General features: G+C 73.3%; 12 protein-coding genes and 1 pseudogene. 3 read left to right on the top strand and 10 right to left on the bottom strand.

The features are described from left to right. Positions 1-153: 153 nt before the first annotated feature. The 4 genes from PINTE_RS09205 to PINTE_RS09190 form a co-directional block, all read right to left on the bottom strand. Positions 154-642: a DUF5808 domain-containing protein gene (locus PINTE_RS09205; protein ID WP_068429074.1), complete on the bottom strand. Its 489-nt coding sequence runs from the start codon at positions 640-642 to the stop codon at positions 154-156. Beyond that, the gene (locus PINTE_RS09200; RefSeq protein WP_245642878.1) at positions 639-965 is read right to left on the bottom strand and encodes a PadR family transcriptional regulator; all 327 of its coding nucleotides are present in this window, start codon (positions 963-965) and stop codon (positions 639-641) included. The genes PINTE_RS09205 and PINTE_RS09200 overlap by 4 nt, the downstream gene beginning before the upstream one ends. Before the next feature lie 438 nt (positions 966-1,403). Further along, entirely contained in the window at positions 1,404-2,318 is a 915-nt protein-coding gene (locus PINTE_RS09195) for a serine hydrolase (protein WP_084343408.1), read from the bottom strand. Further along, a complete protein-coding gene (locus PINTE_RS09190) occupies positions 2,315-3,142 on the bottom strand; it encodes a LysR family transcriptional regulator (protein ID WP_068429069.1) in 828 nt (275 codons plus the stop codon). The genes PINTE_RS09195 and PINTE_RS09190 overlap by 4 nt, the downstream gene beginning before the upstream one ends. 148 nt (positions 3,143-3,290) lie before the next feature. On the opposite strand from PINTE_RS09190, the gene PINTE_RS09185 reads away from it, so the two are divergent. From PINTE_RS09185 to PINTE_RS09175, 3 genes are all read left to right on the top strand, one after another. Then, positions 3,291-5,189, top strand: a complete 1,899-nt coding sequence (locus PINTE_RS09185) for a penicillin-binding transpeptidase domain-containing protein (protein ID WP_068429067.1) — start codon at positions 3,291-3,293, stop codon at positions 5,187-5,189. A 331-nt stretch (positions 5,190-5,520) separates the two neighbouring features. Then, positions 5,521-6,048 carry a hypothetical protein gene (locus PINTE_RS09180; protein ID WP_068429064.1) on the top strand — a complete coding sequence of 176 codons (528 nt, stop codon included), beginning with the start codon at positions 5,521-5,523 and terminating at the stop codon, positions 6,046-6,048. A gap of 61 nt (positions 6,049-6,109) precedes the next feature. Then, positions 6,110-6,529 (top strand): cupin domain-containing protein, encoded by a 420-nt coding sequence (locus tag PINTE_RS09175; RefSeq protein ID WP_169798496.1) that lies wholly within the window; start codon positions 6,110-6,112, stop codon positions 6,527-6,529. A 63-nt stretch (positions 6,530-6,592) separates the two neighbouring features. On the opposite strand, the gene PINTE_RS09170 is transcribed toward PINTE_RS09175, so the two are convergent. The 6 genes and pseudogenes from PINTE_RS09170 to PINTE_RS09145 all read right to left on the bottom strand — a co-directional run bounded on the left by PINTE_RS09170 (position 6,593) and on the right by PINTE_RS09145 (position 14,153). Continuing rightward, positions 6,593-8,707 carry a poly(ethylene terephthalate) hydrolase family protein gene (locus tag PINTE_RS09170; protein WP_157087151.1) on the bottom strand — a complete coding sequence of 705 codons (2,115 nt, stop codon included), beginning with the start codon at positions 8,705-8,707 and terminating at the stop codon, positions 6,593-6,595. Positions 8,708-8,834: 127 nt separating this feature from the next. Beyond that, positions 8,835-10,646 (bottom strand): ABC transporter ATP-binding protein, encoded by a 1,812-nt coding sequence (locus tag PINTE_RS09165; protein WP_068429054.1) that lies wholly within the window; start codon positions 10,644-10,646, stop codon positions 8,835-8,837. A gap of 122 nt (positions 10,647-10,768) precedes the next feature. Then, positions 10,769-11,257, bottom strand: a complete 489-nt coding sequence (locus PINTE_RS24285; RefSeq protein WP_068429051.1) for an OsmC family protein — start codon at positions 11,255-11,257, stop codon at positions 10,769-10,771. A 13-nt stretch (positions 11,258-11,270) separates the two neighbouring features. After that, positions 11,271-11,920: pseudogene (locus tag PINTE_RS25040) on the bottom strand (polysaccharide deacetylase family protein). Between the two features lie 83 nt (positions 11,921-12,003). Further along, positions 12,004-12,912, bottom strand: coding sequence for an aminoglycoside phosphotransferase family protein (locus PINTE_RS09150; protein WP_068429041.1), 909 nt, complete (start codon positions 12,910-12,912; stop codon positions 12,004-12,006). After that, positions 12,909-14,153 (bottom strand): glycosyltransferase, encoded by a 1,245-nt coding sequence (locus tag PINTE_RS09145; RefSeq protein ID WP_068429038.1) that lies wholly within the window; start codon positions 14,151-14,153, stop codon positions 12,909-12,911. The genes PINTE_RS09150 and PINTE_RS09145 overlap by 4 nt, the downstream gene beginning before the upstream one ends. Positions 14,154-14,255: the final 102 nt, after the last annotated feature.

The raw sequence follows: 14,255 nt of genomic DNA, 5'->3' as shown, positions 1-14,255 counted from the left end.
CCCCGCCGCCGCGATCGGGGCGGCCACCATGACCGGGCCCGCCCAGGGTCGCCGGGTCGGAGGCAGGCTGCGCAGGCCGGTGGTGGCCAGCCCGAGGGCGCCGATCGCCGAGGCGGCGGCCAGGGAGGCTCGCTCCGGCCCCGAACCCCGGCCTCAGCCGGCCCAACTCGCGAGGCCCGCCGAGGCCACGGTGACGGCGATGTCGGTCGCCCCCGCCCGCCGCTTCGACACCAACCGGTCGGGGGTGCCGCCGGCCGACCAGTGGGCGGGCAGGCGCGGCGGCAGAGTGCGCCCGCGCACGGCGTAGTGCGCGACGGTCGCGACCGCGCAGGCGATCGGCAGCGCCGCCGCGGCCTCGAAGGCGGAGTCGGGCGCGGCCTCGAACGGCACGTCCTCGGCGTCGGGCTCGATGAGTCCGACGCGCACGGCGACGGCGCCGAGGTTGAGGTCCCAGCCGAGGCCGACCGCGCGGGGCTGGAACAGGCGCGGGTCCTGGGGGCTCCACATCGAGTCGGCCACCCGCCGGGTGGCCCCTCGCGGGTCGAGCCCGTCGAGCGGACCGCGCCGCGCCTGCCAGGATTCCCGATACCGCTGCACGGCGTCGCGCGCCCGCGGGCTGAGCCGGTCGAGGTCGATGATCATGTCTGCTCCACGATGTTCGTGATGGCGGCGTCCACGGCGCGCCAGGTGCCGGCCATCTCGGTCAGCACCTCGCGGCCGACGTCGGTGAGCGAGTAGTACTTTCGCGGTGGCCCGACGGGCGACTCCCGCCACACGGAGTCGATGAGACCCGCCTTCTTCAGGCGCGACAACAGCGGATACACGGTGCCGGCCGTGATGGCCAGCGCCTCGTAGTCGCCGAGATCGTCGACGAGTTGGGAACCGTAGCGCGGCTCCCCGGCCAGCAGCCCGAGGACCGCCAGCTCAAGAACCCCCTTGCGGATCTGCGACACCCACGCACTCACCCCTACAAAGTACGGCCAGCTACCTTGCATTGCAAGCATCGCTCTACGCCCACCCGAGGTGTCCGCTACGCGACGCAGCTCCGGCCGCCCGTTCGGACTATCACCGCGGCAACAGATGCGGTCCTGTTTTCGCGAATCCGCAGGTCGTAGGCCTGGGCTCTGTCAGTGGGTCTGCCCGGTGATAGTCCGAACGGTGAATCGCCGAGCAACCACGCCGCAGCCGCCCGGCAGTTTCGGTGGCGGCATCCTGCGAGGCAGGTCCGCTCGCGACTCGGTTGCAATAACCGCTACTCACTAGCTGCAAAAACGGCTAGTGAGTAGCCCTTTTTGCACGGTCACGGGCGTCGACCCACGCGCCGATGGTCGACTCGGACTCATCGCCGGTGCCGCCTGCACAGAAGGCGTAGTTGTCCGCGGCGTCCCAGGACCGGGCAGCCGTCACCCCGGAGGCCGAGCGACCTCGACCGGCCGGCGCAGGGCGTTGACGGCGATCCGGGCGATGGCGCCGATGGCGTTGTCGACGCGGGGCTGATGGATCTCCGGCCGGATCGAGTCGGTCAGCACCGCGACGGCCACCGGGTACTCCTGCGGAAAGTGCACGACGGCGGCCTCGTGGCGCAGCCGGCCGAGGGTTCCCGTCTTGCCGGCGACGTCGACGTCGTCGTGCGGAAAGCCCGACCCGATCCGGTGGCGCCAGGCCTGCTGGCGCATCGACTCCCGCACCCACGCGTAGCGTTCGTCGCCCCAGAGGATCCGCATCATCGACGTAAGCTCCCGGGCCGTGCTCGAACTGGCAAGGGCGGCGTCGTATTCGCTGGTGCCGCGGTCGAATCGGGGGTCGGCCAGGCGAGCCATCGCCTCCGCCTCGCTGCGTCCGCCGGTCTCCTCGATGATGCGGCGAAGGCTGTCGGCCGAGCCGTGGCTGATCGTGGTGTCGGTCAGCCCGTGCGCGGCGAGCCACTGCGCCAGTCGCCCCAGGGAGACGAGACCGAGGACCGCATCGGCGCAAGTGTTGTCGGACACGCTGAGCATGAGGCGCACGGTGTCGCGCTGCGAGAGCTCGACGTCGTCGACGAGCGTCGCGACCCCGGTCGGGCCCGGGGTGCGAGACCCCGACGGCAGCGCGAGCCGGGCCCGCGGGTCGAGCGTGTGCGCATGTGCGAGGTCGGCCCAGGCGGCGGCCAACGGCAACTTGTACAGCGAGGCGATCGCCGTCGGCACCCCGTCGTCCACGGCCACCTCGGGCGGAGCCGGGTCGGGCCCCACTACCTGCGCGTGCACTCGAACGCGCACCCCGACATCGGCGGCGATCGCCCGGATCGCCGCGGCCGCCTCGCGCCGGCGGGTCGTCACAGCAGCTCCTGCAGGTGCCCCATGAGGTCGGAGACGTCGAGACGGGAACGCCGCACGCTCAGGGGTCCGGTCACCAGGCGCAACCGAATCTCGATCGGGTGCGGGCCGGGTGGCTCAGGCGGCCCAGGCGGACGCGGTGTGGCGACCAGGGCCGCGGCGCGGCCGGCGGCCACCCACGCGCGTCGCTCCTGCGCCGTCTCCAGTTCGACCACCGTGGCGGGGTGGCCGCTGCGAGCGAGGGCGTCGACGAGCTGGTCATGGGCCGGTGGGTGAGCGCCTCGCGGCGGAACCGCGACGGGCAGATCGTTGGCCGGCGTGCTCGGGTCTGCGCACTCCAGGTGTGCGGGCGCCGAGACAACCTCGCCGGTGAGCAGCCCGTCCGTGATGACGGGATGCCGCACGAGCGCGACATCGACCTCGCCCTCGCGGGCCAGGTGCACGAGCGTGGTGCTCGGCTTGACGACGGGCATCGGGTTCCAACCCTCCTGCGCCAGGGCTTGCAGCACGTGGCCCCACCCCTCCAGCAGGTCGTCGGCGATACCGAACCGCAGCGTCGCTCGGGGCCGCCACGCGCGGCCGGAGGCGACCCAGGAGTCGGCGTCGGCGAGGAGCCGACGGGCGGTGGGCAGCAGGTCCGCGCCGGCTGCGGTGAGCTGCACCCGCCGGGCGTCGCGGTCGAACAGCCGCACGCCGAGGTGCCGCTCGAGCCGCGCGATGCCCTGCGACAGCGGCGGCTGCGCCATCCCGAGCTCGTCGGCGGCGTGTCCGAAATGCAACTGGTCGCTCACGGCGACGAAGAAGCGCACGTGCCGCACGATGTCCATCCAGGGAATATATCGAAAGTCTATTGAAGGGGGATATTCATAGTCTTTGACTCTCGTCAGGTGGCTCCTCAGCATGAGTCGCGGGGGATCCGACTGAACGGGAGGGTGATCGGTGAGGGTCGGCAGGCTGGTAGCGATCGTTGTCGTCGTGGGCGTTGTTCTCGCGGTCGGCGCGTATGTGTGGCTGGGTCAGGACGTGCGGCGCGAGGCGTCGGCCTCCGCCTACGCCCAGCAGGCTGCGCACAGCCTCGCGACGGGGCAGGTGCCCGACCCGATCGCCGGTGACCGGGGCGCGGCGCAGGCGCGACTCGCCACGACCCTGGCCGGCATGGGCGCCATCCCGCACGCGGTCACCGTCGAGGCGGTGGCGCTCGACGAGGCCAAGGGAGCCGGATCGGTCACCTTCGAGCACACCTGGACCGTGCACGCCGGTCGGCCGTGGACCTACCGCACCATGATGCCGCTGACCCGTCACGACGACGAGTGGCGCGGCACCTGGTCGAACGGCGTCGTGGCGCCCGGTCTCGCCGACTCCGAGCGGCTCGGCGCCACGAGGGTGAACGCGACCCGCGGCCGCATCCTCGGCGCCGATGGCGCCGCCCTGGTCGCCGACCGCCCGGTGTACCGGATCGGCATCTCCCGCCCGAAGGCGGCCACGAGTGCCGAGGCGGTGCAGTCCGCTCGCCGCCTGGCCGCGCTGGTCGGCATCGAGCCCGACGCCTACGCCGCCGCGGTCTCCGGGGCGGGGCCGCAGGCCTTCGTCGAGGCGATCGTCTACCGCGACCGCAGCGCCGACCTCGCGACCGCGATGGCTGCGCTGGGCGACATTCCCGGTGCCGAGGCCATCGCCGACTCCGCGCCCCTGGCCCCGACGACCGCCTTCGCGGCACCGATTCTCGGCCGGGTGGGGCAGGCCACCGCCGAGATCGTCGAGAAGTCCGGCGGGCGGGTGCGGCCCGGGGACACCGTGGGGCTGTCCGGTCTGCAAGCCGCGCAGAACGAACGCCTGGCGGGGAGAGCGGGCTACACGATCGAGGCGATCCCGCCCCAGGGGCGGCCGCGCGAACTGTTCGGTGCGCCGCCCACCAACGGGCGTGACGTCACCGTCTCCCTGGACCTGCGGGCGCAGACCCTCGCGGAGTCGGCGCTGGCGAAGGTGTCGCCGGCGAGCGCGATCGTCGCGATCCGCCCTTCGGACGGGCACGTGCTCGCTGCCGCCAGCGGGCCCGGCGGGCAGGGGTATTCGACCGCACTGCTGGGGCAGTACGCACCGGGCTCGACCTTCAAGACCGTCACCGCCCTGGCGCTGCTGCGGGCGGGGCTGACCCCCGAGTCGCGGCTCGCCTGCACGGCGACGGCCGCCGTCGATGGGCGCGTCTTCAAGAACTACGAAAACTACCCGAGCGGGCGCCTGGGCCGGATTCGGTTGCGCGAGGTGTTCGCCAACTCGTGCAACACCGGGCTCATCGCCGCCCGCGACCGGCTCGACCCCGACTCCCTGGCCCAGGCGGCCGGCGCGCTGGGCCTGACCTCGACCCCGGCGCTGGGTGTGCCCGCCGAGCTCGGGTCGGTGCCCGCGACGACCGGCGAGACGGACCTGGCGGCCGCGCAGATCGGACAAGCCCGGGTGCTCGCCTCCCCGCTGGGCATGGCGACCGTCGCGGCGTCCATCGCCGCGGGCCATCTCGTGGAGCCGGTGCTGGTCACAGACCCGCCGACCCCGCGGCCGACTGGCTCGGCGAGCCCGGGCTCGACACCGCCCCGGCTGACCGCCGAAGAGGCCGAGACGCTGCGCGGGCTGATGCGCGAGGTGGTGACGAACGGTTCGGCCACGTTTCTGCGCGGCGTACCCGGCGGCCCGGTCCTGGCCAAGACCGGCACGGCCGAGTACGGCAGCGACTCCCCGCCACGAACACACGCCTGGATGCTCGGGATTCACGGCGACCTCGCCGTCGCCGTCTTCGTCGCCGACGGATCCGGCGGGGCCCGCACCGCCGGCCCGATCCTGCAGAGCTTCCTCACCGGCCTCGCGGAGCCGGGCAGGTGACGGCCGCACGGGCTGGTCGGCAGTCTCGGGTAGGCCGGTTGCTGATGCCGCAGGCTCAGGAGTCCATCGAACTCTCGTGGGCGGCCGCGCCGTGCTGACGGGTCAGGTGCTGGCCGAGTTATCGCCATATCGACTATCCCGATCGGCTGATGTGCGCCCGCGCGCGGCGATGCCGCAGGTCAGGGGATCGCGACCCGCGGCGCCTCAAAATCGGCGTAGTCGTTGTGGCAGTTTCCTTGCTAGGAGAAATTCACGATGACCGCCATCGGCCGGCCCGACCGCGGGCCACGCGCAGCCCCGGCGCGGGCACCCCTGCCCTAGCGTGATCGACATGGCGTATCCCCCGGAGAAGCTGCCCGGGCGCTATCGCTCGATGGCGATTCTCGAGGTGCTCAACGCGCTCGTCGTGTTGCCTCTCGTGGTGGTCAAGCTGGGTATGCCGGCGACCGCCGCGAACCTCGGCGGTGCGCTGGCGGTCGCGGTGCTCCTCCTCGTCGGCGGCGCCTACTGGTGGGCCAAGCTGCGTCAGCTGCGGTCCGGAGATGAACTCCCGGAGGGCCTGGCATTCTTCGCGGCGGCCCGGCTCCCGTGTTGGCTGCTCGTCGTGGGCACACTCGTGCTCGCCGTGGGAGTCGGGCTGGCCGGCCCGACGTTGGCCCCGGGGTTCGGGGGTGACCGGCTGGCGGGCTGGCTGCCGGGTGCGGGCCTGGCAGCGTTCGCGGTGCTGGAGCAGATCAACTACTTTCACGTGCAGCTCTCCCACGACAACCGCTACGACCTGCAGCGGCTCTTCCGCAGCGGCCTGCGGCGCGCCAAGCTCGCCCGCGACCTCGACGCCTGGGCCGCGCGCCCGCGCTGACGGGAGTTGTCGGCCGGCTCGATCATGACGGCGGCAGGATGCTGCTGCCTAGGCTGGGATGGTGACGCACCAGCGTGGTTTCCAGCGGGGTCCGGAGTCCGCTCGTCGGCTCGCGTCCGCGGGCGGCCAGCTCCTGGCCGGCGCGGACGACACTCATGGCCGTTACACCCTGATCCGCGCCACCTCGCCCCCCGGCGACAGCACGCCACTGCATCGCCACACGGCCATGGACGAGTCGTTCTATGTGCTGACGGGAAGCTACACAGTGACCTGCGGCGATGATCAGTTCGAGGTGTCGGCGGGCGAATTCGTCCACCTGCCGGCGGGGCTCCCGCACAAGGTCGAAGCGGGCCGCACCGGCGGCGAGAAACTCATCCTCGGGCACCCAGCAGGGCTGGAGCGCTTCTTCGCCGAATGGGACGCCGGTGCCGACGACGTGCACGAACTCGGCCGTCGGCACGGGATCGAGTTCTTGGAGTAGGAGCGTCGGTGCCGATCGTGGGCTCGGTTCGCCGACAACACGTCCGCACCCGGCCCACCGGGTTCACGGCCGCCGTGAAGTGTCCCGATCCGCGGTGATGAGGCGGACCGGGCCGACGTAGACGCCGTCCGTCGCCTCCGGGGGTACGACCAGGGTCGCCCGCCTCAGTGTCGCGAGGTCGAGGCCCAGGTCGCTCAGCCGCACGGAGACGGTCGACAGCGTGGGCTCGGTCGCGGGCACCGGCAGGAACGCCGCCAGCTTGGTGAACTGCCCGGGCAGGGGCGGCGGCAGCCGCAGCGGCACGCGCGCGGTGCGGCCCGAGGCGTCGGCCGCCTCGAGGGTCAGCTGTTCGTCGCGTGTGGCGGTGTTCGCGGTGTTCGCGGTGGCCAGGTCGAGGGTCAGCCGCGCCGCCTCGGTGACCGTGGTGAGCCGTTCTCTCGGAACCTCCAGGCGCGCGCCGGCAGCGACGTTCAGCACCGGCACGTCGCCGGAGCCGGTCCGGCTGGGCAACACCGTCCGCTGCGCGGTGGCGGGTGTGCCCGATGCCACGCCGGGGCCGGCGATGTCCGTACCGTCCCCGCGGGCGACCTGGTGGCGGACGGCGACCCGCGGCGACCAGGGTGCGACGTCGGCCTCCTCGACGTACCTGGCGTTGGCGTCGCGGCCCTGCACACCGAGGTCGAGGAAGGCGCCGACGTAGGCGGTCGCGAGCGCCTGCTGCTGCTCCGGTTCGAGCAGGGGCGCGGTTGCGAGCACGCCCCGGGCGGCCCCGAGGGCCCCGTCGTAGCGCCCCCACCGCGTGTTGAACTGGCTGTGGTTGGCGGCGTCGAGCAGCACCGCGGTCTTGCGCCGGCCCGGCCCTGGCTCGGTGCGCGCGAATTGGCGGGCGCCGGCGAACGTCATGACGTCGGCGTCGTAGGAGCCGGCGAGCGTCAGGTAGTCGATGCCGCGCAACCGCACGGGCTGACCGGCGGGCTGGTAGAGGCCGTCGCTGGGGGCGATCGCGACGACGGTCCGCACGGTCGCGCCGGTGTCGATGGCCGCGGCGGGGTCGTCGGGCCAGGTGCCGGCGGCGTTCAGCGCGGCGGCCGTGGCGACCGCCTCCCCGCCCCGGGAGTGCCCGACGAGACCGACCCGCTCGACGTCGACGCGCCCGGCGAACGGACCGTTCGTCTGCCCGGCCCACGCCGACCATTGCCGCAGGTGAGCCAGCACGAGCCAGGAGCGGGCGGCGTCCAGACCGCCGACGGCCGGGCCGAGCACGCCGGGGTTGAGGAAGTTCTCGTCGATGGCCGCGGCGACGTAGCCGCGCGACGCGAGGTGCTCGCCGAGGTAGGCCAGGCCCGCCTCGGAGTCGGGCACGGTCGAGCTGCCGTGCACGAGGAGAACGAGCGGAAAACGCCCCGCCTCGGCCGGCATCCACACCGTGCCGTTGAGCGGCACGGCGCTCGGGTCGAAGCCCCACGCCTGGGTCATCTCCGGCGGCCAGCCGGTGATGACGGCGGAGGCGTCGACCGGCTGCGTCACGACCGGCACGCCCGGGCCGTAGCCTGCCGACGGGCCGGGCCGACCCGTGCCGTACCGCAGCGTGCGCACCTCGTGCGGCCCGCGGGCCACGGCGGCCTGCGCGGACCCGTCAGCGTTCGAGCCGGCGGGGCTCGGCGAGGTCGCCGGAGCCGGTCCGGCTCCCGGCCAAACCAGGAACGCGGCCGTGAGCAGCAGCACGACCGCCGCCGCGATCCCCGCGAGGAGCCCGAACCGGCCGATCCGCTCGCCACCTGCGGTCGACTCGACGCGACCACGGGTTCGCCCGCGTCGCGAGAACGCTGCACCGAGGAGTCCGCCGAGCAAGGGCACGCAGACGAGCAGGACGGCGACGAGCGCCCACCACCCGCGGGTCGCGGCGGCGGCGCCCATCGTCGCCAGCAGCACCGCCGACCCGAGCCACGTCGTGATCCCCAGCCACGGGGCGCGGCGTCTCAGCAGCGCCGCGACCACGCAGATCAGCGTCGCCGCGCCGGCCCCGACGCCGTACGCCAGCGCCGGCTCCAGCGCCATGACCTGCCAGGTGGCGAGCTCCCCGCCGGGCACGACCCGCCCGGCCGCCCGCCAGGCCCAGAGCGCGATCGCGACGAGCACAAGCAGCGCGCTCGCCGCGGCCGCTGGTGTGCTCGGCACGAACTGCGCGCGTACTCGTGAGGCGAAAGGCCCTGGCATTGGCGACGTTTCGCGTCTGACGCTGGGGGTCGTCATGCGCCGAGCCTAGGTGCGGCACCCGGGTCCGGCCGGCGTCACGGCCGCGCGTTCACATCCTGCCGTCCGCGCCGATGCGCAGGGCGGCGACGAGCTCGGCGTACAGGGAGTCGGTGGCGAGCAGCTGGGCGTGGGTGCCGACGGCCCGCACGCGACCCGCCTCCAGCAGCACGATCGCGTCGGCGTCCATGACGGTGGAGAGCCGATGGGCGATCGTCACCACCGCCCCGCGTCGTGCCTGGCGCCGGATGCCGGCGGCGACCGCCGCCTCGGTGAGGCCGTCGAGCTGGGCGGTCACCTCGTCCAGGAGCAGCAGTTCGGGGTCGGCGACGAGGGCACGGGCGAGAGCGACGCGCTGGCGCTCGCCGCCGGAGAGCACCGCGCCGGAGACCTCGGTGTCGAGGCCGTTCGGCAGGCTCTCGACCCGGGCGGCCAGGCGCACCGTCTCCAAGGCGGCGTGGATCGCGTCGGGGGTGGCGTCGGGTGCGGCGTAGGTGAGGTTGTCGCGCAGCGTGCCCGGCACCAGCGGGGTGTCCTGCTCGACGTAGGCCAAGCGGCGGCGCAGCTGGCCCAGCGGCCACTCCTCGAACGACCGGCCGTCGAGCTCGATCGACCCCTGCTGGGGCTCGAGGAACTTCAGCAGCAGGCCGAAGATGGTCGTCTTGCCGGCTCCGGACGGTCCGACCAGCGCGACGTGGCCGCGGCTCGGCACGCTCAGCGACACTCCGTCGAGCACCCACGGCCCCTCCGGTGAGTAGCGGAAGCGGACGTCGCGAAGCTCCAGCGCAGGCGCGTCGGCCGCGGGTCGGGTCTCGGGTTCGGTTGGGGGTTCGGTTGGCGCGCTAGGCGGCTCGTGCGGCTCCTGCGGCAGTGCGGTGATCTCGTGGATGCGGGCGGCCGCCGCCAGGCCGGACTGCAGGGCGGTGAGTGCCATCGTCAGCATCGACACCGGACTCATCAGCTGAAACAGGTACAGCAGGAACGCGATCAGGGTGCTGACCTGAATCGCGCCGCTGGCGACCCGCCAGCCGCCGAACCCCAGCACGACGAGCACGGCGAGGTTGATGCCGCCGCCGGTGATCGCCCAGGCGTAGTTCTCCAGGCGCACCGCGCGCACCGCCATCCGCGCCGACCGTGCCGCGTGGAGGCCGATGCGTTCCGACTCGCGCTCCTCGGCGCGGCTCGCCTTGACGGTGCGGATCGCCCGCAGCACTCCCTCGAGGCGCCCGCCCATCCGGCCGACCTCCGCCTGCGCCTGTTGCTGCGCCCGGGCCAGCTGCGGCATGAGAAGCACGGCGGCGAGAGCGACGATCGCGATGACCACCAGCGTCGTCAGCAGCAGCGGCACGTCGAGCACGGCCATGAGCACCACCGACCCGACCAGGGCGATCACGCCGTTGATGCCGTGCACGATCGTCGTGGTCGTGGCCTCGCGGATGAGCATCGTGTCGGACGTGACCCGCGCGACCATCTCCCCGCCCGCGCGGCTCGCCACGTCCGGCACCCGCGCCCGGAGCAGGTGGCGCACCATGCCGGTGCGGGTCGACAGGATGATGCGCTCGGCGAGGGTGCCGAGCATGATGCCCTGCACGAGCTGGATGACGGTGCCGGCGACGAGCAGCACGGCCAGGATCGTCACGGGGGCGGCCAGCGACGCGTCGACCTCGAGCCGGTCCAGCACGTTCTTCGTGACCATCGGGGTGAGGAGTTCGGCGGCGGTGCCGATGAGGCCGAGCAGCACCCCGAGGGCGAGCAGGCGCCGATGCGGGGTGACGTAGCCCGCGAGCAGCCGCAGCTTGGTGCCGGTCGGCAGGTCCGGGGTGGATCCGGGGTCGGGGGTCGGCTCCGGCGTCGCGTACGTCATCTTGTCCCCTGGGTCCGGCGATGGTCTCGGCGCGCTCGGCGCCCGCGGATGCGTCGATTCGATCATGCGGGTCCGGTCGTCGCCATCGCGTTTCCGCAGGCCCGCGTCAGCTCGGCGCGCGCTCACACCTCCGGGGCGGCGTCGATACGGATCCGCGGTTCGTGGTCGACGGGAAAGTTCACCGAGCGGGCGATGAAGCACAGCTGCGGAACCCGCTGGTGGAGCCGCTCGGCGAGCCGCGAATCGCTGCCGGCGCGGATCGTCACGTCGGGTCGCAGGGTGACCCTCGTGAAGTGCCCCGACCCGTCGGGCCCGGTCCTCATCGTGCCGCGCGGGCGGTCCGCGTAGGCGGTGACGACGATGCCGGCTTCGGCGGCCAGGTGCAGGTACCAGAGCATGTGGCACTGCGACAGCGAGGCCACGAGCAGCTGCTCGGGGTTCCAGCGCGCGGGGTCGCCGCGAAACGCCGGGTCCGCGGAGCCCGCGATCGGCGGTGGTCCGTCGGCCGCGACGATGTGCTCGCGCCCGTACCCCCGGTAGGAGGCGGTGCCGTCGCCGTGGTTACCGGTCCACTCCACGGTGACCTCGTAGGTGTGCTCGCGGTCGCTCACTGTGCCTCCTCGCTCATCGCGGCGGGCGCGATCGACCGCTCCAAGGCTTGGGAGACGGTGACGAACCGGTAGCCGCGGGCGTGCAGTTCGTCGATGATCGGGCCGATGGCCTGCTGGGTCGCGGTGCGCCCGTTCCAGGGGTGCAGCAGGATGATCGAGCCCGGGCGGGTCTGGTCGACGGTGGCGCGGGTGATCTCCTGCGGACTGCGCGTCGCCGGAGAAGTCTTCGACGGCCACGTCCCACATCACGGTCGTGCGGTCGTGCGCGGCGAGGTACCGCGGGAGGCCCGACGAGCTTGTCTCCGTAAGGCGGCCGGAAGAGCGGGGTGCCGGGTTGGCCGGCCGCGCGGATCCCGTCGTCGGTGGGCGCGAGCTCACGCTCGATCTCCTGGTCCGAGACGAAGACCATGCGGCGGGGGTCCCATGTGTGATTGGCCAGCTCGTGCCCCTCCTTGACGAGTCGCTTGCCCGCTCCGGGTCCTGCGACAGCGCGGACCCGTTGACGAAGAAGGTGGCCGGCACGCCGCGTTGGCGCAGCGGGCGCAGGATCGCGTCGAGGTCGGCGGGAGTCGGGCCGTCATCGAACGTCAGCGCCACGACCTTCTCGTCGGTCCCCAGATCGGAGACGAGGTGACCGGTGACTTGCCACGTGCGGGAGGTCATCACTTTGTAGCAACCAACTACGACAAGAATGAGCGCCACGAGGGCCGCCGCGATGATGATCGGCACACGGGCACGGCGGGCAGTCACTCCGCGATGCTCTCATCACGGGTCGGTGGCGGCGCTTGCGGCGGCCATGACATCCCGCGTTCGAGCAGCCGGCGGCCCATCGGGCGGATCGTCTCGTCGGGTCCGCCGAGTACCGCGACCCCGAGGCAGACCGCCCAGCCGGCGGCCCGTCGCCACAGCGGGTCGTCCAGCGTGACGCCGTACGCGGCAGCGAATCCCGGCAGCGCCTCGGGCGGCAGCAGGGAGTGCAGCGCTCCGAGGTCGGAGGCGGGGTCGCCGGCGGTGATGTCGCCGAAATCGACGACGGCGCTGAGCCGCCCGCGGTCGACGAGCATGTTGTGGGCGTGCGGGTCGCCGTGCAGCCACAGCGGAGGCCCGGGCCACTCCGGCTCGACCGCGTAGGTGGCGACGCGTTGCCGGATCCGGGCCGTCGGCAGGTCGGTTTCCTCGGCCTCCAGGCGGGTCAGGCGCTCGTCGAGGAACGGCAGTCGGGCGCGAAGAGGTGTGCCACGAAAGGGGTTTCGCGGTGCCTCAGCGCAGGCAGGTACGTGCAGGGCCCGGAAGAAGTGGCCGAGGGTGGTGGCGGCGTCGCCTAGGTCGATCGGTGGGTGGAGCAGCGCGCTACGACCGGGCAGCCAGGGCACGACGGCCCACGGCCATGGGTGACCGGCTCCCGGCTCGCCAGCCCGCAGCGGGACCGGCACAGGCAGCGGCAGACGCGGGGCGAGCCGGGGCAGCCATGTCAGTTCGTGAGCGAGCAGCGGCGCGGCCTGCGCGCGGTGCGGCAACCGCACCGCCAGGTCGTCACCGAGCCGGAAGAGGTCGTTGTCCCACCCGCGTGTGACATGGCGGATCGGGAGCCGCGCGAGATCCGGGTGCTGTTCGGCCAGCAGTGCGCGCACGAGCCCGGCGCCGGGCCGGCTCATGCGCGCATGCCTTCCTCGATAAGGTCTGCGCCCCGGGCGGCGCCGCCCGCAGCCGCGAACTCGTGGGCGAGCGCCCGTGCCTCGCGGCGGTATTCGCTGTCGCCGAGGCAGGCTTCGACGGCGGCTCGGATCCGCGCGGGCGACGGTTCGGCGCGGCGCAGGTCGAGGCCGGCCCCGGTGTGGGCGACGCGGCGCGCGACCATCGGTTTGTCCTCCCCGCCCGGCGCGATCACCAGCGGAACCCCGTGGGAGAGCGAGGCGAGCACCGCGCCGAAGCCGCCGTTGGTGACGACGACCGAGGTGCGTGGCAGCAGCAGGTCGTGCGGCACCCAGCCGGGGGCGATGACGTTCGCGGCGGCCGGCGCGAGCGCCGGATCGCCGCCCGCGACCACCTGGGCGGGGGTGTCGGCCAGCGCCGTGACCGTGCGCTCGACGAGGGTGCTGGTCGTGTCGAGGGTTCCGGCGGTGACGTGCACGAGCGGGCGGCCGGGGTCGAGGTCGGCGAACCAGGCGGGCTCGGCCCCGGTGCGGGTGCCGGCGGCGGCGTCACCGATGTAGTGCAGGAACGCGGGGGCGTCGGGGCGCGGGAAGTCCAGGCCGGCCACGCCCTGGCACAGGTGCAGGCGCCGGGAGTACAGCGAGTCCACGCTCGTGTTCGGCGCCAGCCCGGCCCGGGCGCGAGCGTCGTTGAGGCGCGCCAGCATCCACCGGTTGAAGGTGACGTCGGCGAGACCGCGCAGGGCGGCGTCGCGGCCCCGCCCCAGCCGCCCGCAGCCCGGGCGCAGCGGAAACCCGGCGGGCGGCTGGTGCCGGCTGCTCAGCCCGACGAGCCCGAGCGCGACCCCGACCCACGGCACGGCCCGGGCATCGTGCAGGAACGAGCCCGCCATGCACGTGTCCTCGGAGACGACCAGGTCGACCGGGTCGTCGTCGTGCAGGCGACTCACGTCGGCCAACTGCTCGGGACCGGTGCCGAAGAACAACTGCCCGAAGCTGTCGAGAACCGCGCCGAGCCCGCGTCCGCGGCGCATCGTCGGGAACGCGGCCGCGAGGTTGTTGTCGTCGAAATCCGTTGCCGCTTGCCAGGGCAGCCAGGTCGCGCCGACGCCCTCCGCACCGCCGCCGTACTTCGCGCCGGTGTAGTACGTCACCCGGTGCCCGCGGCGGACGAGCTCGGCGGCGAGACCCCGCATCGGCGGCTGGTGCCCGCCGAACGGCATCGCGGTCATGAGCACGTGCACGACTCCTCCTTACTCGTGTCAGGACGCATCCCGACCGGCGCCGTGGCCGCTCGCTCCTGCCGGTGCTCGCGATCGTTTCACCACATCGACGATCGCGTCGAG

It is taken from the genome of Piscicoccus intestinalis NBRC 104926, assembly GCF_001515525.1.
GTDB classification, from domain to species: Bacteria; Actinomycetota; Actinomycetes; order Actinomycetales; family Dermatophilaceae; genus Kineosphaera; species Kineosphaera intestinalis.
Note: the sequence above shows the minus strand (reverse complement) of the source record. Positions and strands in the feature narration are given on the sequence as shown.

Bases quoted from the DNA above. Each gene is read 5' to 3' on its own strand.
- PINTE_RS09205 (WP_068429074.1), bottom strand. From the start codon at position 642: ATGATCATCGACCTCGACCGGCTCAGCCCGCGGGCGCGCGACGCCGTG.
- PINTE_RS09165 (WP_068429054.1), bottom strand. From the start codon at position 10,646: ATGACGTACGCGACGCCGGAGCCGACCCCCGACCCCGGATCCACCCCG.
- PINTE_RS09190 (WP_068429069.1), bottom strand. From the start codon at position 3,142: ATGGACATCGTGCGGCACGTGCGCTTCTTCGTCGCCGTGAGCGACCAG.
- PINTE_RS09150 (WP_068429041.1), bottom strand. From the start codon at position 12,912: ATGAGCCGGCCCGGCGCCGGGCTCGTGCGCGCACTGCTGGCCGAACAG.
- PINTE_RS09180 (WP_068429064.1), top strand. From the start codon at position 5,521: ATGGCGTATCCCCCGGAGAAGCTGCCCGGGCGCTATCGCTCGATGGCG.